Origin of the sequence: Halomarina pelagica (assembly GCF_024228315.1) — an archaeon.
Lineage (GTDB): Archaea > Halobacteriota > Halobacteria > Halobacteriales > Haloarculaceae > Halomarina > Halomarina pelagica.
Map to the genome: position 1 here is coordinate 501,569 of NZ_CP100455.1, position 19,165 is coordinate 520,733.

At 69.1% G+C, this 19,165-nt stretch carries 15 protein-coding genes; 10 read left to right on the plus strand and 5 right to left on the minus strand.

The genetic code is table 11. From position 1 onward, the window contains the following. Positions 1-77 precede the first annotated feature (77 nt). Positions 78-1,430, plus strand: a complete 1,353-nt coding sequence (locus NKI68_RS20890) for an aminotransferase class III-fold pyridoxal phosphate-dependent enzyme (protein ID WP_254546676.1) — start codon at positions 78-80, stop codon at positions 1,428-1,430. Here NKI68_RS20890 and ilvA read toward each other — a convergent pair. Together ilvA and NKI68_RS20900 are read right to left on the minus strand one after the other, a co-directional pair. After that, on the minus strand, positions 1,423-2,703 hold the full coding sequence (ilvA, locus tag NKI68_RS20895; protein ID WP_254546677.1) for a threonine ammonia-lyase: 1,281 nt from the start codon (positions 2,701-2,703) through the stop codon (positions 1,423-1,425). The genes NKI68_RS20890 and ilvA overlap by 8 nt on opposite strands. Then, on the minus strand, positions 2,700-3,980 hold the full coding sequence (locus NKI68_RS20900; RefSeq protein WP_254546678.1) for an amidohydrolase: 1,281 nt from the start codon (positions 3,978-3,980) through the stop codon (positions 2,700-2,702). The genes ilvA and NKI68_RS20900 overlap by 4 nt, the downstream gene beginning before the upstream one ends. Positions 3,981-4,092: 112 nt before the next feature. Between NKI68_RS20900 and NKI68_RS20905 the strand changes: the two genes are divergently transcribed. Further along, positions 4,093-5,064, plus strand: coding sequence for a D-2-hydroxyacid dehydrogenase (locus NKI68_RS20905; protein WP_254546679.1), 972 nt, complete (start codon positions 4,093-4,095; stop codon positions 5,062-5,064). Positions 5,065-5,106: 42 nt separating this feature from the next. Here NKI68_RS20905 and NKI68_RS20910 read toward each other — a convergent pair whose 3' ends face one another. Next, positions 5,107-6,285, minus strand: a complete 1,179-nt coding sequence (locus NKI68_RS20910) for a M24 family metallopeptidase (RefSeq protein ID WP_254546680.1) — start codon at positions 6,283-6,285, stop codon at positions 5,107-5,109. 502 nt (positions 6,286-6,787) lie between these two features. On the opposite strand from NKI68_RS20910, the gene NKI68_RS20915 reads away from it, so the two are divergent. Then, entirely contained in the window at positions 6,788-8,017 is a 1,230-nt protein-coding gene (locus tag NKI68_RS20915; RefSeq protein WP_254546681.1) for a tyrosine-type recombinase/integrase, read from the plus strand. 444 nt (positions 8,018-8,461) lie between these two features. On the opposite strand, the gene NKI68_RS20920 is transcribed toward NKI68_RS20915, so the two are convergent. Both NKI68_RS20920 and NKI68_RS20925 read right to left on the minus strand, forming a co-directional pair. Continuing rightward, positions 8,462-9,832, minus strand: coding sequence for a hypothetical protein (locus tag NKI68_RS20920; RefSeq protein WP_254546682.1), 1,371 nt, complete (start codon positions 9,830-9,832; stop codon positions 8,462-8,464). A gap of 231 nt (positions 9,833-10,063) precedes the next feature. Then, entirely contained in the window at positions 10,064-10,228 is a 165-nt protein-coding gene (locus NKI68_RS20925; protein ID WP_254546683.1) for a hypothetical protein, read from the minus strand. Positions 10,229-10,682: 454 nt separating this feature from the next. On the opposite strand from NKI68_RS20925, the gene NKI68_RS20930 reads away from it, so the two are divergent. From NKI68_RS20930 to NKI68_RS20960, 7 genes are all read left to right on the plus strand, one after another. Further along, a complete protein-coding gene (locus tag NKI68_RS20930; protein WP_254546684.1) occupies positions 10,683-11,198 on the plus strand; it encodes a halocyanin domain-containing protein in 516 nt (171 codons plus the stop codon). A gap of 331 nt (positions 11,199-11,529) precedes the next feature. Beyond that, positions 11,530-13,341 carry an ABC transporter substrate-binding protein gene (locus tag NKI68_RS20935; protein ID WP_254546685.1) on the plus strand — a complete coding sequence of 604 codons (1,812 nt, stop codon included), beginning with the start codon at positions 11,530-11,532 and terminating at the stop codon, positions 13,339-13,341. A 23-nt stretch (positions 13,342-13,364) separates the two neighbouring features. Next, entirely contained in the window at positions 13,365-14,372 is a 1,008-nt protein-coding gene (locus tag NKI68_RS20940; protein ID WP_254546686.1) for an ABC transporter permease, read from the plus strand. Then, positions 14,359-15,402: an ABC transporter permease gene (locus NKI68_RS20945; RefSeq protein WP_254546687.1), complete on the plus strand. Its 1,044-nt coding sequence runs from the start codon at positions 14,359-14,361 to the stop codon at positions 15,400-15,402. Before NKI68_RS20940 ends, NKI68_RS20945 begins: the two co-directional genes overlap by 14 nt. Beyond that, entirely contained in the window at positions 15,402-17,831 is a 2,430-nt protein-coding gene (locus NKI68_RS20950; protein WP_254546688.1) for a dipeptide ABC transporter ATP-binding protein, read from the plus strand. The genes NKI68_RS20945 and NKI68_RS20950 overlap by 1 nt, the downstream gene beginning before the upstream one ends. Before the next feature lie 3 nt (positions 17,832-17,834). After that, positions 17,835-18,893, plus strand: coding sequence for a TrmB family transcriptional regulator (locus tag NKI68_RS20955; RefSeq protein ID WP_254546689.1), 1,059 nt, complete (start codon positions 17,835-17,837; stop codon positions 18,891-18,893). Positions 18,894-18,906: 13 nt separating this feature from the next. Continuing rightward, entirely contained in the window at positions 18,907-19,098 is a 192-nt protein-coding gene (locus tag NKI68_RS20960; protein ID WP_254546691.1) for a hypothetical protein, read from the plus strand. Positions 19,099-19,165: the final 67 nt, after the last annotated feature.

Below are 19,165 nucleotides of genomic sequence, written 5' to 3' on the forward strand. Positions count from 1 at the left end.
GGACGATCGAGCGTCCGTCAGATATAGACACGTACCCGACACCAAGGTTTAATTGACGGTGTCTCCATTCCTTCGCCATGGACCGGCACAGCGCAGCGCCCGACACGGGCGCGTTACCGGGACCGAACGCGCGGAAGTGGATCGAGTTCCACGCGGAGCACGCCGCCCCGAGCGAGTACTCACACGAGTTCGTCTGGGACGTCACCGCCGAGGCGGACGGGCCGTTCGTCACCGACGTCGACGGTAACGTCTTGCTGGACTTCACGTGTCACATCGGTGCCGCGCCGCTCGGCTACAACAACGAGAAGATCCTCTCTAGACTGCGTGAGTTCGACCTCGTCGAGCCGATGAAGATCGCCGGGCAGGACATGTACTTCGGCGCGGGGGCGGACCCGGAGACGGCGGCGTTCCCCGGCTCCAGCCACCTGATGGAGCGGCTGGTCGAGGTCTCGGACCACTACGGGATGGACACCGTCTTCCTCTCTAACTCCGGCGCGGAGGCCGTCGAGAACGCGACGAAGATCGCCCACGACCACAGACCCGCGGCCAAGTACGCCTTCGCGTTCGAGGGGAGCTTCCACGGCCGCACCCTCGGCACCCTCTCTCTCACCAACTCGAAGGAGGTGTACACGCGCCACTACCCGGAGATCGCCGGCGTCAGGACGCTCCCGTTCTGCGACTGCGCGGACGCCGACACCTGCGAGTGCGGGTTCGCCCGCGGCGGCGGATCGCTGTTCCGCGACACGTTCGCGCCGGAGGGCGGCCACGTCAACCCCGAGGAGGTCGCGTTCGTGATCCTCGAACCGATCCAGGGCGTGGGCGGCTACCGCTTTCCGAACCGGGAGTTCGCGGCCGAGGTCGGCGACGTCTGCGCGGCGTACGACATCCCGTTGATCGTCGACGAGATCCAGTCGGGCGTCGGCCGCACCGGCGAGATGTGGGCCGCCGACCACTACCCGATGGAACCCGACGTCATCGCCAGCGCCAAGGGGCTGCGCGTGGGCGCGACGATCTCGCGCGCCGAGATATTCCCCTCGGAGAAGAACCGCCTCGGGTCGACGTTCGGCGGCGGCGACCTCCTCGCCTCGATGCAGGGGGCGCTCACGCTCGAGGCCATCGAGGAGCACGACCTCCTCGACAACGCGACCGAGCGGGGCCGACAGGCGACCGAACTCCTCCGCGACGGCGCGCCCGACGGCGTCGTCGACGTGCGCGGGCTGGGGCTGATGCTCGCCGTCGAGTTCGACACGCCCGAGCGCCGCGACGCCGTCGTCGAGGCGGCGCTCGCCCGCGGGTTGCTCACCCTCGGGTGCGGGAAGAAGACGGTCCGCCTGCTCCCGCCGCTCGACGCGACCGAACGCGAGATCGAGATGGGCGTCGGCATCCTCCGCGAGGCGATGGCGGCGGTCGCGGCGACGCCCGCTACCTGAGATCGCCGTCCGAACCGTGCCCGACGACGGCGCACCCGTCGAGGTCGTCGAGCGCGTCGAGCACGTCCCCGAGGTGGGCGGGGCCGCTCCCCTCGACGCCGATCCGGACCGGCGTGCGGTTGGGGTCGTCGCCCGCGCCCGGTCGAGCGCGTTCGAGGGCGTCGAGTTCCGCGCCGCGGTCCTCGACCGTCCGGGTCACGTCGCCGAGGACGGTCGGCCACCCCGCGAGTTCGAGGCGCGCCTCGGCGTAGCGACCGAGTTCCGCGAGGCCCATTCGAGCGAGTTCGGCGTGGTCGGTGAGGTTCGCGTTCCCGCCGGAGACGACGGCGGCGACCCGCTCGCCCTCGACGTCGACCGCGCCCGAGAGGAGCGCGGCGACCGGTGCAGCGCCGGCCGCCTCCGCGACCGTCTTCGCCCGCTCGGCGAGCATGGCCGTGGCGACCGCGAGGTCGGCGTCGCGCACCGCCACGACGTCGTCGACGCGCTCGCGGATCACGGCGAACGTCCGCTCCAGCAGCCGGGCGTCCGCGATCCCCTCGGCGACGGTGTCGACCTCGGAGCGCACGTGGATCTCGCCGCGGTCGAGCGACGGCTTCGCGTGGGCGGCCCCCTCGGGCTGGACGCCGACGACGCGCACGTCGGGGTCGCGCGCCTTCAGGGCCGTCGCGATCCCGGAGATCAACCCGCCGCCGCCGATCGAGACGAGGACGGTATCGAGCCCCGGGACCTGCTCCCCGAGTTCGAGGCCGACCGTCCCCTGCCCGGCGATGACGTCCCCGTCGTCGAACGGGTGGACGAACGCCAGGTCCTCCCCCTCCGCGAGGTCGAGCGCGCGCTCGTAGGACCGCTCGTAGTCCGCCCCCTCGACGACGACGCTCGCGCCGTAGCCCCGCGTGGCCTCGATCTTCGCCGCGGGCGTCACCTCGGGGACGACGACGGTGGCGTCGACGCCGAGCAGCCGACCGGCGAGCGCGACGCCCTGCGCGTGGTTGCCGGCGCTGGCGGTGACGACCCCGCGCTCCCGAACCGCCGGGGGGAGCCGGGCCATCGCGTTGTACGCGCCGCGGATCTTGAACGAGCCGGTGCGCTGTGTGTTCTCCAGCTTGAGCCAGACCTCGGCCGCGCCGCTGCGCTCCGCGAACGTGGTCGACCCGTCGACGGGCGTCCGGTGGACGACGTCCGCGAGGCGGTCGCGGGCGTCTTCGACGTCGGCGAGCGTGACGACCTCGTCCGCCGCCGGGATCGCGCCGTCGGAGCCCGACGACGGGCTCACGGTCCGTCCTCCGCGGCGGCGAGGATCGATCCGACGAGCACGTCGAGGCCCGTCTCCAGGCTGCGCTCGTCCACGTCGAACGTCGGCGTGTGGTGGCTCGTGGGGTGGTCGGTGCCGACGACGAGGTAGGCGGCCAGCCCGCCCGCCTCCTGGACGCGCCGCATGAGGAAGGTTGCGTCCTCGCTCGCGCCGAAGTCCGCGGTCGGGACGACCGCGTCCACGCCGTCCACGCCGCGGGCGACGTCGGCCACGACCTCGACGAGTTCGGGGTCGCTGTCGGCGCGCGGGCTCTCGCTCACGACCTCCACGTCGGCCGCACAGCCGTGCATCTCCGCGGCGGTCTCGAACGTCCGACGGAGGCGATCCTTCGCGTACTCCATCAGCGCCGTCGTCTCGCCGCGCGCCTCGGCGACGGCCTCGACGCGGTCGGCGACGACGTTGCTCGCGGTACCGCCCTCGACCCGCCCGACGTTGACGCGCGTCATCCCGTCCGCGTGGCGGGGGATGCCGTAGGCGTTCTGGATGGCGGTGCCGAGCGCCTGGATCGCGTTGTCGCCCTCGTTGGGGGCCTTCCCGGCGTGGGCGGACGTGCCGCGGATCGTCACGTCGACGTGACACATCGCCAGCGGGCGCTCGATGCCGGCGACGACCTCGCCGGTCGGGTGGTCGAGACCGACGTGGACGGCGAACAGGTAGTCGAGGTCGGCGGCGTACTCGCTCTCGGCCATCGGGTGACCCCCGCCCGACACCTCCTCGGCGGGCTGGAAGAACACCACGAGCCGTCCGCCGAAGTCCCGCTCCCGTATCGCCTCGATCGCGGCGAGCCCCCAGGTCATGTGGGCGTCGTGGCCGCAGGCGTGCATCGTCTCGCCGGTCTCCGAGCGGAACCCCTCGGCGGTCGGGACGTGGCCCTCGTCGGCCGCCTCCTCGACGTAGAGCCCGTCGATGTCGACCCGGAGGCCGACCGTCGGCCCCTCGCCCCGGTCGAGGACGGCCACGACACCGGTGTTTCCGCCGGCCATCCGTTCGAGGAGCGCGGGATCGGCCCCCCGGTCCCGCGCGCGGTCGAACCACTCGTCGAGTTCGTCCGCCGCCGGGACGGCCATCCGGTCGTCGGGGTCGTACGCCTCCGCGCCGACGGCGATCTCGTCGACGCCGATCCCCTCTAGCTCCTCGACCAGTCGGGCGGTCGTGTAGAACTCGCACCAGCCGGGCTCGGGGTACCGGTGGAGGTCGCGTCGCAGGTCGCTCAGTCGCCCGCGTATCGACTCTGCCATGCGTGTCACTATCACGTACCGCCCACTTAACTGTGGCCGCTCCGCCCGCCGCCGAACACGCAAAGGACTAAGGTTCGAACTCGCCATCGTCCGACTACCGCGAGACTGTCACATGACCGAGAACCCCGAAATCGTCGTCCTCCGCGAGGGGACGGAAGGGCTGTCGATGGAATCGTACGCTGAGGAACTGCGAGCGCGCCTTCCCGACCGGGCGGTCGCGCTCGCCCGGACGCCGAACCGGGAGCGCGAACTCGTCTCGAGCGCGCGGGTCGTCACGGGCATCACCGTCGACGACGACCTGCTCGACCGCGCCGAGCGCCTCGAACTGTTCGCCTGCACGTTCGCCGGCACCGACCACGTCCCGATGGACGCCCTCGCCGAACGCGGGGTGGCCGTCACCAACGCCGGCGGCATCCACGCCCCGGGCATCGCGGAGCAGGCCATCGGTAACATGCTCGTGTTCGCCCGCCGACTCCACGAGGGGTGGCGTCGCAAGGAGCGCGCGGAGTGGCGGCACTTCCAGTCGGGCGAACTCACGGGCAGCACGGTCACGGTCGTCGGGCTGGGATCGATCGGCCGGGCGCTCGTACAGCGCCTCCGGGGGTTCGAGGTGGAGACGATCGGCGTCCGTTACACCCCCTCGAAGGGCGGTCCGACCGACGAGGTCGTGGGGTTCGACGACGACGCGATCCACGACGCACTCTCGCGTAGCGAGTACGTCGTGCTCGCCTGCCCGCTCACCGACGCGACGCGGGGACTGATCGGCGAGGCCGAGTTCGCGACGATGCGGCCCGACGCGGTGCTCGTCAACGTCGCCCGCGGGGGCATCGTCGACACCGACGCGCTCGTGGCCGCGCTCCGCTCGAACGCGATCCGGGGGGCCGCCCTCGACGTGACCGACCCCGAACCGCTCCCCGGGGATCACCCGCTCTGGACCCTCGGGAACTGCCTCGTCACGCCGCACACGGGGGGACACACGCCGAGACACTGGGAGCGCCTCGCCGACATCGTCGCGCGGAACGTCGAGCGACTCGACGCGGGGGCGGAACTGGAAAATCTGGTGCTCGACCCGGGATCGCGCTGACGGCCGTCGATACCTCGGTACCCGTGGGGAGCCCCGGGGCGGTCAGACGCTGAACAACCGCCGGGGGAAGTCGGCGAGCGGTTCGGCACCGTTCGACGTGACGCGGAACGTCTCGCTCAGCTCCACCCCGAAGTCGTCGAACCACAGCCCCGGGATGGTGTGGAACGTCATGTTCTCCTCCAGGACCGTCTCGTCGCCGGGGCGGAGGCTCGCGGTGTGCTCGCCCCAGTCCGGCGGGTACCCCAGCCCCATGGAGTAGCCGATGCGGTCGCCCTTCTCGATGCCGTACTTCGCCACGGTGTCCCGCCAGGCGCGCTCGACCGCCTCGCAGGTGACCCCGGGTTCGACCGCGTCCAGCGCCGCCTCCATCCCCTCGACGACGACCTCGGCGGTCTCCTCGATCTCCGCCGGGGGATCGCCGACGAACGCAGTCCGGGCGAGCGGCGAGTGATACCGGTGGCGACACCCCGACAGTTCGACGATGACCGGATCGCCGTCCTCGAACGGGCGGTCGGTCCAGGTCAGGTGCGGCGTGCCGGTGTGATCGCCCGACGGCATGAGCGGGACGATGGCGGGGTAGTCGCCGCCGTACTCGTCGGTCCCGTCGACGAGCGCCGAGTAGATGGCCTCGGCGACCTCGTACTCGGGGACCCCCTCCTCGACGGCGTCGAGGCCTGCCCGCATCGCGTTCTCGGAGATCCGGGCGGCCTGACGCATGTACTCGAGTTCCCGCTCCGATTTCTTCACGCGCACCCAGTTGACCAGCAGCGTCGCGTCCTCGAACGACGCCTCCGGCAGGTTCTCCCGCAGGCGCGTGTACGACTTCGCGGTGAAGTAGTACGCGTCCATCTCCAGTCCGATCCGGCCGTCGTCCACGCCGAGATCAGAGAGCACCGTCGCGAAGGCGTCCATCGGGTGGAGGTCGTGCGGCGAGTGGACGTGGTCGTCGCTGTACGCGACGATGCTCTCCTCGTCGAGGCGGGTCGTCGCCCGCGCGCCGTTGGCGTCCATCTCCCGGCCGATCCAGACGGGTTCGTCGCGGTTCCGGGTGACGACGACGCCCTGGTGGACGTAGAACGACCAGCCGTCGTATCCGGTGAGGTAGTTCATGTTCGCTGGGTCGCTCACCACGATCGCGTCCAGGTCCGCCTCGGCCATCCGCTCTCTCGTCCGGGCGATCCGCCGCTCGTACTCCTCGCTGTCGAAGGGTGCTCGGGACATGGTAACGTCCGGTGAACCGATTCGTGGAGACCTCGTAAAAGCGTTTCGTGTACCTCGGAACCGACGAACGCGGGACTTCGTCGACGGCGCTACCCCCGTCTCGGACGGTCTGACCCTCGGGCCGCTCGGATCAGTGGGATGCTTCCCCTCGGTGTCGGCCCGCGAGGGCGCATCGCCCGAGGTGCGTCCGGAATCTCTCACCTCCCGTCGATCGGAAACGGACGACTCTCCCGACTCGGTTCGTCGAACGGGCCCCGGCGATCGGAATTCTATATAGCAACATATGATTTACGTGTGGGCGGTGCTATTCCGCGGAAAATTGGCTTGTTCGGTTGTCTCGCGCAGACAACCGAACAAGCAAACTACTAAGTACGCCGACTCGTTCGGTCTACCTGACGTTCATGCCACTCTCAGCACCGGGTCGGGACGCGGCGAACCGCCTTCACCCGTTCGGCGCGACTCGCACCACCACCCGATCGCCTCCTGCGTTTCCGAGGACCGCATGACCTATCGCTGGACCACCCGGGATCTCGACGACCTCGAACGGTTCTACTGGACCGAGGTCGCGCCGGCGATGGAGGCGGACGACCGCGATCCGGAACGCGACCGCCCGCCGTACGCGTGGATGGTCGAGCACGGCTTCTCGGGGTTCATCAAGGCCCTCCGGCGCGATCACGGGCTCACGCCGGGGGAGTTCTACGATCGCCTCGACGTGGGACGCGAGGGGGACGAAGACTACTGGGGTATCGATCACGATCCGACTCGGCGGACGCTCGACGGCTACGTCGACGAGCTGCGCGACCGGCGCGGCCACCCCCGGACGACCGTCCTGCCGATTCGGTCCCGGTTGAAGAAGTACGTCCGACTCTACGCGGACGTCCACGGGACGTCGAACCTCCTCGGCGCGTTGCTGGAGGAGCGCGACCGGCCCGACGAGATCGACCGGGCGCTCGCCGTCTTCGACGTGCTCCACGAGGTCCTCGGGACGACCGCCTCGAAGTTCAAGTACCTCGAGGACGTCCGGCGGTTCTACGACTACCTCGTCGACGCCGGTCGCGCCGTCTACAACCCGCTCGAGCGCATGGAGAACCGCTTCGGCTGGGATCGCCCGGAGTGGGACAACCCCGCGCTCTCGGCGGACGACGTTCGGGCGTTGTACGGGGCGTGCGAGACGCTCGAGGAGCGTCTGCTCGTCGTCGGTCTCGCGGGGTGGGGGCTTCGCCCCTCGGAGCTGTGCGCGCTTCGCGTCGACCAGCTCGTGCTCGACCCGTCCGAGGGGCGACCGTACATCGCGTTCGGCGACGGCGAGCGGAAGAACGGTCCGGGGACGGTCGCGCTCCTCGTCGGCGTCGGTGAACTGCGACGGCGCGTCGCGTCGCTCGACGAGGGGGCGCGGGGATACCTGTTCCCCTCCGCAACGGCGGCGGGCGGCCACGTCGTGACGGACACCGTTCGCGGCCGCTTCGCCGCGCTCGCAGAGCGGGCCGACGTGACCGTCGCCGGCGAGACGCCGACGCCGAAGATGGGCCGTCGGTTCTGGTACTCGCTCTACGGCGACGCCGTCCGGCGACTCGTCGATCGCTACGCGCCGATCGCCGCCGATCAGGGGAGTTCCGACCCGGGGGTCGTGCTCGACAACTACCTCTCCGAGGCCGAACGCAGGAAACACCGGCGGGACGCCATGCAGGACGCGTTGACCGGCGTACTCGGTGACGGTCGCTCCGCGGTCTGACGCCGGTCGACGACGGATCGCCGTCCCCGCTCGCGCGCGCTCCCCTCGAGCACGGCGACGCCTCTCTCCGCGTTCGTCGAAATGACCGACCGAACGTCAAAAAATATCGGAAAATATCCACTATTTTGAGTAAACGTCGTCGAGTTTGTTCGATCGGCGTCGCGTCACGGCGGAGTCGGGCGCTCGTCGCCCCAGGAACGTGACGAACGGTCCCGTTCGCGGGCCGATCATTGCCCGCGAGCGGGACTGCGGGTGTACGGTGCGCTACGTACGCCCGAGAGTTCGACATCTCTGGCGGTGCGAGGTGAGGGTCTCGGAGCGTCGTTCTGTTTCCTCGCACCGAACGCTATCGAGGTCTAAACCTGGGACGTGAATGTATCTACGATTTATGAATCTTCGAAGGGTTTGTGTACGTATCGGCGTTCTCCGATCTCGATTCCGGCGTTACTGACCGCCGGTCGATTCGTCCCCGTCTCCGGACGACCGATCCGGATCCGTCGCGAACGTACCGAAGAGGACGCCGGCGAGGGAGTGGGGGCTGTGCTCGCGAACGACCCACAGGACGTTCGCGAGAAAGAGGACCGCACCGACCAGGACACACGCGCCGCCGATCGCCGGACCCGGTGACGGGAGGAGAGAGAGGTCGCCGGCGACGAGGAGGGTCGTTCCGGTGACGAAGAACGCGAAGTCGACGGCAGCGACGCGCCCGTCGTAGAGGTCGTCGATCATCGGTACCGCCTCGTACCCCAGCAGGTTGCTGTAGCGGTGCACCCAGACGATGAACGGGACGACGTGATAGAGCGTCCCGAGGACGACGAAGCCGACGACCCCGAGGACGAGCAGGTGGACCGTCCCCGGTGCGCCGAACGTCGCCTCTCGAGCGAGCGGGTTTTCGATCCACGACGGGAGGGTGAGGACCGCCCACAGCGCAAGCGCGGGTACCACCACGGCGTACCGGGAGAGCATCGGCGTCCGGTCGACCCGCGTTTCGTAGAGGCGACGGCCGAGTATCGCGCTGAATCCGAGGAGCGCGACGACGACGAGCGCGCCGCCGAGACGCCCGAGCAGCACCGAGTCGGTCAGCCGGGCGCTCGCGAGGAGGAGAACGCCGAGGGGGTATCCAACCTCCTCGAGTCGGCGTAACGGGAGATCGATCCCGTGCAGTTCGGTCTGGGTGAACATCGTTCCGAGCTGGTAGAGCGCGCCCAGGATCGTCGTGACGACCGCACCGAACACGGCGAGCGTCGCGTGTGTCTGGACGACGCGCGCGCGAGCCACGGAGAGCGGCGCGAAGACGGGGCGGACGAGATCGACCGCGAGGAGGAACCCCAGGGTGGTCAGGAGGAGGAAGAACCCCAGCGCGAGCGCGAAGTGGCGTTCCGTGACGTCGTAGGACGGGAGCGTCAGGAGAGTTCGGCCGACGTTGTACACGAACGTCCAGAAGCCGAGCAGCATCGCGCCGCCGAATATCGGGAGCCAGGTGAACCGACCCGCGAGGAGGCTGACGGCGAACCCGAGCAAGCCGCCGGCGACCAGCCACAACTGGACGGTCGAGAGCCGCCGGGAGTGGAGTCGGACGCCCGACCAGACGGGGACGAACTGCGTCATCGCTCCCATGATCGTGATGCAGATCCAGCCGGCGAGGAGGAGGTGGACGTGCACGAGGGTGACGCGCCCCGGAGCGACGCCGAAGACGACGCCGAGACCGACGAGTGTACCCAGAAGGAGAAACCCGATGCCGACGACGAAGTGACGGAGCGGAACCGTCATCGGCGGCTGCCGATCGGTTTCGAGGGTTCCTGGAACGACGCTCATACGCGGTACACGTCGCCGGTGCCCCTGCCGCTACCCCCGAACGTGTTCGTACGCGGGTCGTAGCGGTCGTGTCCATCCGTATCGATCGCTGGAGTCGCGTCCGACGGCCGCGTGGCGGTGACGGCCGTCTACAGGTGAGCGAGGCGAGCGCCTCGGGGTCGTACGGAAATCGAGGAGTTCCGTGATGACGAGACGCCGAAGACGCCTCGAACTACTCGCCCCCGAGGTCCTTCACGCTCCGAGCGTCAGGAGCAGTACGTAGAGGAACAGGGCAGCGGTGACGCCGAGCAGGACGTGCCCGGCCACGCCGACGGCCAGGACGAGGCCGCCGAGCGCTCGCTCTCCCGGCTCCAGCGGTGCGTCGAACATCTCCCGTTCGAGGTCGGCTACGGTCATCGTGTTTCCCTCACGTGATGCGTGGCGTGCCGTCGACACGATACGCCACGATGATTCCCAGCCGCGTAGAAGCCGGGCGAACACCTTCGGACTCGTCTCGCGTCCTCGCCGGGGGAGGTGTCGTCACTGGCGCTCGTGGGGCGAGCGCACATCCGCCTCCGAAGGTCGGCCTTCGACGGCGTCGATCGGCCGTACATACGATCGACGCCGAACGCGTTCGCCCGCGTTCTCGATCGATAGGAACCGACGCACACCGCTATCTCTCACTCCTCCTATACCTGCGCGTACCATGGACGGAAAACAGAACGAGAGCGTCGAGGGTACACCTCGATCCACCGCTACCCCCACGACCGCGTCGCCGTCACCCGCCGATCCGACCGTCACCCGGCGAGCGGTTCTGCGAGGGGCCGCTGGCGGCGTGACAGTAGGGCTAGCTGCGAGTGCCGCGTCCCCCGTGGCGGCGCAGTCATCCGGCGAACCGGAGTACGGGGGCTGGTTCGAAAACACCGGGAACTACGACGGCACCGTCGACGGAACCGGCCGAGAGGAGGTGAGGATCACCGTCGGGGCGAAGGGAAACGGGGGGCACTTCGCGTTCGATCCGCCGGCGGTCCGGATCGATCCCGGAACGACTGTCGTGTGGGAGTGGTCCGGGAAGGGGGGCGCACACAACGTCGCCGCCGAGAACGGGGACTTCGAGAGCGAGATGACCGACGAGGCCGGCCACACGTTCGAACGGACGGTCGAGCGCCGGGGGATCGTCAAATACGCCTGCGTCCCCCACGAGGCGATGGGGATGAAGGGGGCGCTCGTCGTCGGCGGTGCGGGCACGGGCAGCCCGCCGAACGCCGATCTCGCGGACACCCTCGCCATCGGCGGGGGGATCGGACTCGCCGGCGCACTGTTCGCGGTGTTCGCGCTCGGCACGCGTAGCGAGGCGCGGAAACGCCGACGAAACGCCGATCGGTGAGCCCCTGACGCGGTCTGTGAGTCCCCCGGGCGTCCGCCGACCGTATCCCCCACCCGGTCGCCGCGACTCGCGCTACGTTCTCGCGGTTTCTCTCTACCTCTCGAACGCTGATGACTCCGGCAGATTCGGACTGGACGTACTCCGGGAGGAGTAACTGACCGTCGGGCCGTTTCGGAAGTACGCTCGGGAGGTTCAGGTCGTGACCGCGCACAGAGCCTCGCGCGACCGGAACGAGCACGCGGCGACGCAGGTCCCCGAACGGTGAAAAAATGTTGTGGTAGTATTACACCCCAATTTATATATACCTCCATTCCACACGGATAGTCGGACTATGACGAAAGATGACCAAGGAGGAACCGCCGGCGGACTGAGCCGGCGTGGTCTCGTGAAGGTCCTCGGAGCGACCGGGATCGCGGGCGCACTGGCGGGCTGTGGGGGCCGTCGCGCGGCGAGCGACAACGGTGGCGGCGGCGGGGGCGGCGACGGATCGACCGACACGGCGCTGACGTTCGCCCAGTGGGCGGTTCCGCAGGACTCCCAGTACAACCCCTGGAACAGCAAGAACTTCGCCGAACCGCGCCGCATGCTGTGGGACCGGTTCATGCGCTACAATATCGCCGAGCAGAAGTTCTACCCGTACGCGATCTCGGACTGGACGTTCGACGACGACTCGGCGACGTTGACGGTCCGAGACGGCCTCTCGTGGCACGACGGGACGCCCGTGTCCGCGACGGACGTCGTCAACCAGCTGAAACTGGACATGTACACCGGCGGGTCGCTGCAACAGTACGTCGACGACATCGCTGAGGCGGTGACGAAGCGGGACGAGAAGACCGTCGAGATCGCCCTGAATCAGAAGCTCAACGAGCAGATCCTCCTGTCGTACCTCCAGCCGAAGCGGCTGATCGCGAAGGACAGCGTCTACGGGGAGTACGTGAAGCGGGCCGACGAGGCCGGCGGGGAGGAGGCCCGTTCGAAGGTCATCTCCGAGCTACAGACCACGGCGATCACGGACCCCGTCGGAAACGGCCCGTTCAAGTTCGAAGACGCCGACAGCCAGCGCACGCTACTCACGAAGTACGAGGACCACCCGGACGCGGGCAACATCAACTTCCCGAAGATGGAGTACCTCTACATGCCGACGAACCAGAAGCGCTGGAACGCGCTCATCAACGACCGGACCGACGGTTCGGCGACGCTGTTCATGCCCGCGAACAAGCTCAAGCAGCTACCGGAGCACACCCACGTCGGTCTCATCCCGCGCCACTGGGGGCTCGGCCTGGTGTTCAACTTCCGCAACGAGCACCTCGCGAAGCCCGAGGTCCGCAAGGCGCTCGCCTACGTCATCGATCGGAAGTCCGTCGCGAAGAACTCCGGTGCCGGGACGGACTCGAAGCTCCCGGTGAAGTACCCGAGCGGCCTCACCGGTCAGTTCAGCGGCGCGATCGAGGACCGGTGGCTGAAGGGCGTCGCTGACACGTTCGAGAAGTACCAGCCAGATCCCGCGAAGGCGACCGAACTGCTCGAGTCGGCCGGCTACGCGAAGGAGGGCGGCACGTGGAAGGACGGCAGCGGCGCGGCGCTCCAGCTCGACATCTCCGCGCCCGCGGGCTTCACCGACTGGGTGGCCGGCGCGAAGACCGTCACGAGCCAGCTCTCGTCGTTCGGGATCAAGTCCCAGCTCAACGCGCAGGACACCTCGACCTACTGGGGGAAGGTGTACACGAACCACGAGTTCACCATCGGCCTGCAGGGGTGGGCGGACTACGACAACAGCTACCCGTACTTCCACTTCGACTTCCTGTTCAACAGCACCGACGCCAACGACTACTGGAAGGTGCCCGAGCGCTTCGAGGTCCCCCCGCTGTCGGACCCGTCGGGCGAGCCGCGGTCGGTCACGCCCGGCGAACTGGTGACGACGCTCACCGAGAGCAGCGGCGAGGCCGCGCTGAAGCAGATCCAGGAACTCGCCTGGATCACCAACCAGACGCTCCCGGTGCTCCCGCTCCAGGAGAAACTCGCCCAGACGTTCCTCACCTCCGACGACTGGAACGTCCCCCCGGCGGACAGCGAGAAGATCCAGCTGTACTGGCCGACGGAGTGGCTCCCGCGCACGGGCGACTGGACGGCCAAACAGGGGTAACGGGGGATGGGGGGCACTACCACATGAGCTATCTCCTCCGTCGCACCGGGCAGGCGGTGTTCACCGTCTTCGCGGTCGTCTCGCTGTCGTTCGGCATCGTCCGCCTCCTCCCGGGGGGGCCGGCCGACTACCTCCGGGCGCAGCTCATCCAGCAGGGCGGCGGCCTCACGCAGGAGCAGATCAACCAGCGCATCGCCGCGCAGACCAACATCGCCACCGACGAGCCGCTGTACGTCCAGTACGTCGACTACGTCTGGGACGTTCTCCACCTCGACTTCGGGACCTCCATCTGGTACAACGAGCCGGTGACCGCCGTCCTCGGCCCGGCGCTACCGTGGACCGTCTTCCTGATGGCGTCGGCGCTGTTCGTTCAATTCGTCATCGGCGTCTCGCTGGGCGCGTTCATGGCCTACCGGGAGGGGAGCCGCTTCGACACGGGGGCGACGGCGGTGTCGCTCGTCTCGAACTCCATCCCCTTCTACGTCATCGGACTCCTGTTCATCGCGTTCCTGGGGTACCGGTTCGACCTGTTCCCGACGGGCGGTCGGTACGCGTCGAGCGTCCCGGTCGGCCCGAACCTCGACTTCGTCCTGAGCGTCCTGTATCACGGCGCGCTCCCCATCCTCTCGCTGGTCGTCGCCAGCTTCGGCGGCTGGGCGCTGACGATGCGGGGCAACAGCATCCGCGTCCTCGGCGAGGACTACCTCCGGGTCGCGCGCCTGCGCGGCCTGCCCGAGCGCCGCATCGCGCTCCGGTACGTCGGGCGGAACGCCATCCTCCCCATGTACACGGGGCTGCTCATCTCGATCGGGTTCATGTTCGGCGGGTCGGTCATCCTCGAGCAGATCTTCGCCTACCCCGGCGTCGGCTACTACCTCATCCAGGCCATCGGGCAGCGGGACTACCCCGTGATGATGGGGGCGTTCATGATCATCGCCGTCGCCGTCACCATCGGCGTGTTCGTCGCCGACCTGACGTACGGCTACGTCGATCCGCGGGCGAAGGGAGGTGAGAACAGTGAGTCCTACTGAGGGGACCGGCGCGAACGCCGCCCAGTCGGACTTCGAGACCGTCGCCGGCACGAACCTCTCGCGGCGCGAGCGCTACCGGCGATCGTTCGAGGAGGTCGTCGTCGCGCCCGCGAGCATCGTCATGAGCGACCGGCGCGCGCTGTTCTCCGCGGTGATCATCGCCGGGTACGTGCTGATGGGCACCGTCGGCGTGCTGCTCGTCCCCGAACCGCAACCCAATCAGGGACCGGCGCTTCTCGGCGCGTTCTACAGCCTGGCGCACCCGCTGGGAACGACGTACTCGGGGGTCGACATCTTCGCGCAGATCGTCCACGCGACGCCGTCGATGCTCGTCATGGTCCTGTCGGGCGCGGTGTTCTCGGTCGCCCTCGGCACCGTCCTGGGGACCGTCTCCGGCTACAAGGGCGGCACCGTCGACAGCGTCATCATGACGTTCACCGACGTCGCCATGACTCTCCCCGGCCTCGTGCTCGTCATCGTCCTCGCGGGCGCGTTGCGGGAAGCTCTCACCGGCAACCCGGCCGTGATCGGCGTCCTGCTCGCGATCAACGCGTGGGCGGGGCTGGCGCGCTCGATCCGCTCGCAGGTGTTGACCCTGCGCGACGCGCCCTACGTGGAGGCCTCGCGCATCCTCGGCATCCCGACGCGGAAGATCATCGCGGTCGACATCCTTCCGAACCTCATGCCGTACGTCACCATGAACTTCGTCCAGCAGGCCCGGAACGTCATCTTCGGCTCCGTCGCGCTGTACTTCCTCGGCATCCTGCCGTACAGCGAAGCGAACTGGGGCGTGATGATGGACAACGCGTACAGCCAGGCCGGCGCGGTCTCCTCCCCGGCGGCGTTCCACTGGTTGTTGATGCCGATGCTCGCCGTCATCGGCCTCGCGCTGGCGCTCACGATGTTCGCGCAGGCCGCGGATCGCCTGTTCAACCCCCGCGTCCGCGCTCGACACCTCTCCCGGACGGCGACCGACGAGGACGTCGACGACAGGTCGACCGACGCCCGCTCGACGGGGGTGGTCCGCTGATGGCGACGACCGGCCAGCGCCGCGACGAGGCCGCGGAGAGCGACACGATCATCGAGATACGGAACACCGAGGTGACCTTCGAGATGGACCGCGGGGTCTCCCGGGTGCTGAACGGCGTCGACCTCGACGTGAAGCGCCAGGAGATCGTCGGCGTCGTCGGGGAGTCGGGGTCGGGCAAGTCGATGCTCGCCTCCGCGATGCTCGACGCCGTCGAGGAGCCGGGTCGCCTCACCGGCGAGGTCACCTACTACCCGCCGGACGGCGATCCGATCGACGTGCTGAACCTCTCGGAGGCGGAACTGAAGCGCCTCCGCTGGGAGGAGATCGCGATGGTGTTCCAGGGGGCGATGAGTTCGTTCAACCCGACGATGACCATCGCGAGCCACTTCGAGGAGACGCTGAAGGCCCACGACGCCGACGTCGGAGCGGGGATGGACCGCGCCCGCCAGTTGCTCTCCGATCTCTACCTCGACCCGGAGCGGGTGCTCGAGTCCTACCCGCACGAGCTGAGCGGCGGGATGAGCCAGCGGGCGCTCATCGCCCTGTCGCTGATCCTCGAGCCGAACGTGCTCGTGATGGACGAGCCGACCGCCGCGCTCGACCTCCTCATGCAGCGGTCCATCCTCTCGCTGCTATCCGAGCTACAGGAGAAGTACGACCTCACCGTCGTCTTCATCACCCACGACCTCCCGCTGGTCGCCGGGCTCGCCGATCGCCTCGCGGTGATGTACGCCTTCGAACTCGTCGAGGTCGGTCCGGCGGACGAACTCGTCCGGGACGCCACGCACCCCTACACCCGGGCGCTGTTGAAGGCGGTGCCGAACCTCGACGCCCCGCTCGAGACGATGGACTCCATCGCGGGGAGCGCGCCCGACCCGGTGAACATCCCGTCCGGGTGCACCTACGCCGACCGGTGTCCCCTCGCCGACGACCAGTGTCGATCCGTCGATCCGCCGATGTACGACGCCGACGACGACGGTCACGTCGTCGCCTGTCACCACTGGACGGAGGCGAGCGAGGCGGTCGACTACGACCTCGGGTCGCTCGACGACGAGGTCGACGCGGCGGGGCGAACCGGGACGGCCGCGACGGTCGAGACGCAAGAAGGAGCCGGATCGACCCACGACCGCGTCGACGACAGCGACGCGGTCGTCTCGCTCGACGACGTCGAAGTCCACTTCGAGAAGGAACAGGGATTCCTCGAGGGGTTGTTCAACGACCCCGAGACGGTCGGCGCGGTCGACGGCATCAGTCTCGCGGTTCCCGAGCGCGACGTCGTCGCGCTCGTCGGCGAGTCGGGCTGCGGGAAGACGACGCTCGGCAAGACCGCCATCGGCGTCCAGCGTCCCACCGGCGGGAGCGTGCGCTACCGCGGTCGGGACGTGTGGGAGGTGAGAGACGGCGGCGGCGACATCCCCTTCGGGGAGATCCGGAAGTCGCTCCAGATCATCCACCAGGACCCGGGGAGCGCACTGAACCCGAACCGGACGGTGATGAAGACGCTCGCCGCGCCGCTGAAGCAGTGGCAACCGGACCTGGGGAGCGAGGACCGCCAGGCGCGCATCCTCCGGATGCTGGAGCGCGTCGGCATGAAGCCCGCGACGGACTACGCACACCGCTTCCCGCACCAGTTGAGCGGCGGGGAGCAACAGCGGGTCGCGCTCGTCCGCGCGCTGCTGATGAACCCCGACCTCGTCCTCGCGGACGAGGCGGTGTCGGCGCTCGACGTCTCCCTCCGGGTGGAGATGATGGACCTGCTGCTCGAACTCCAGGAGGAGTTCGGCACCTCCTACCTGTTCATCTCGCACAACCTCTCGAACGCGCGGTACCTCGCCGAGACGGCCGGCGGCCGCGTCGGCATCATGTACCTCGGCGAACTGGTCGAGGTCGGGCCGGCCGAGGAGGTGCTCCGAAACCCGCGACACCCCTACACGAGGGTGCTCCGGTGGGCGACCGCCGACCTCGACCCCGGCGACGTCGTCGAGGAACCGCCCGTGCGTGACATCGACATCCCCGACCCCGTCGATCCGCCGAGCGGCTGTCGGTTCCACACGCGCTGTCCGAACGTCGTTCCGCCGGAAGGAATGGAGATCGACCAGGCGGTGTACAACGAGATCATGAGCCTGCGCCACGCGCTCGACGAGCGTTCGGCCGAACTGTTCGGCGAGGACCCGACCGGAGCCACGGTCGACGACCTGCGGGAACGCGCCTTCGACGAGACGCTCCCCGATCCGCACCGCGAGCGCGTCGACGAGGCGCTCGCCGCGGTCGTCGACGGCGACTGGGAGCGCGCGAGCGCGGGGCTTCGCGAGCACTACGAGAGCGTCTGCGAGCGGGACCGGCCGGCGGCGACCGCGGGCGGCCATCCGGTCGCCTGTCACCTGTACGATCCCGACCGGCCGGGCGAACCGACGGGGTTCGCGGACTGACCCATGAGCCGGAACGGAACCGTCGACGACGAGACGCTCAGGCGCGAGTTGCACACCTTCGGCCTCTCGGAGAAGGAGATCGAGACCTACCTCGCCGTGCTCGACCGCGGGGAGGCGACCGCGAGCACGATCGCGGACCACGCCGACGTCTCGAAGCGGTACGTCTACAGCATCGCGTCGCAGCTGGCCGATCGGGGGCTCGTCCAGATGAACGATCACGCCTCGCCGACGACCGTCCGGGCGCGCCCGCCGTCGGAGGCGATCGCCCGGATGTCGGAGCGGCTCCAGTCGCTGACGCCGACGCTGGAGGACCGCCACGCGGAGACCGAGCCGCTGACCGCCCGGTTCCAGACGGTGAAGTCCCGACAGACCGCGCTGAAGTACCTCCGCGAACTGATCGCGAACGCCCGCGAGGAGGTCTTTCTCTGTCTCCCCCTCTCGGTGCACGAGTCGGTGGCCCAGGACCTCGCGGACGCCGTCGATCGCGACGTGCTGGTGATCGGTCTGTACAGCGACGCGGGACCGGAGCCGGCGGCCCCGTCCCGCTTCGAGGGACGCGCCAGCGTCGTCCGCACGTGGACGGAGAACACCCCCTTCATGCTCGTCGCCGACAACTACGACGCCATCCTCGGCGACGCCGACCTCCTCGCCGGCTCCCACGCCGACGAGACCGCCGTCGTACTCTCGGAGGTCCACCTCGCCGGGTCCGTCCTCGGCTCGTTCATCGGGAGCTTCTGGCCCGTCGCGAGCCAGCGGTTCGTGACGGAGCCCGAACCCCTCCCCCGCCGGTTCGCGTCCTTCCGCCACGCGGTGGTCCAGACTGTGCTCCACCTCCGCGCCGGCACCGACCCGTTCGTCGAGGTGGAGACCGCGGCGGGGGAGGAACTGTCCGGTCGGGTCGTCGACGTCAGACAGAGCCTCGTCGAACCCGAAACCGGCGACTTCCCGGTCGAGAACGGGATCATCGTCGAGACCGGGGACGGCGGGACGGCCAGCGTCGGCGGTCCCGGCGCGTTCGTCGAGGACTACACGGCCGAAACGATCACCGTGCGGAGGGCGTGAGGGGGAACGAGGCATGTCAGCTACGACCGTCTGGCGGACGATGTTCGCGCTCGATCTCGTGCTGTTGACGCTGCTCGCCCTCGCCTACCCGTTCCAGCCGCCGGGGTCCGCCGCCCGGACGATCTCGCTGATGGCGTTCGTCGTCATCGTCGTCTCGCTGCTCGGCCTCGGCCTGCTCATTCGGGCGGACTGGGACCCGTTCTGACGGCGGACGACGCGCCGAGGCGGACGGGGACGCCCGCTCGGACGCTCGGAATCGCCGTCGGGGTGTC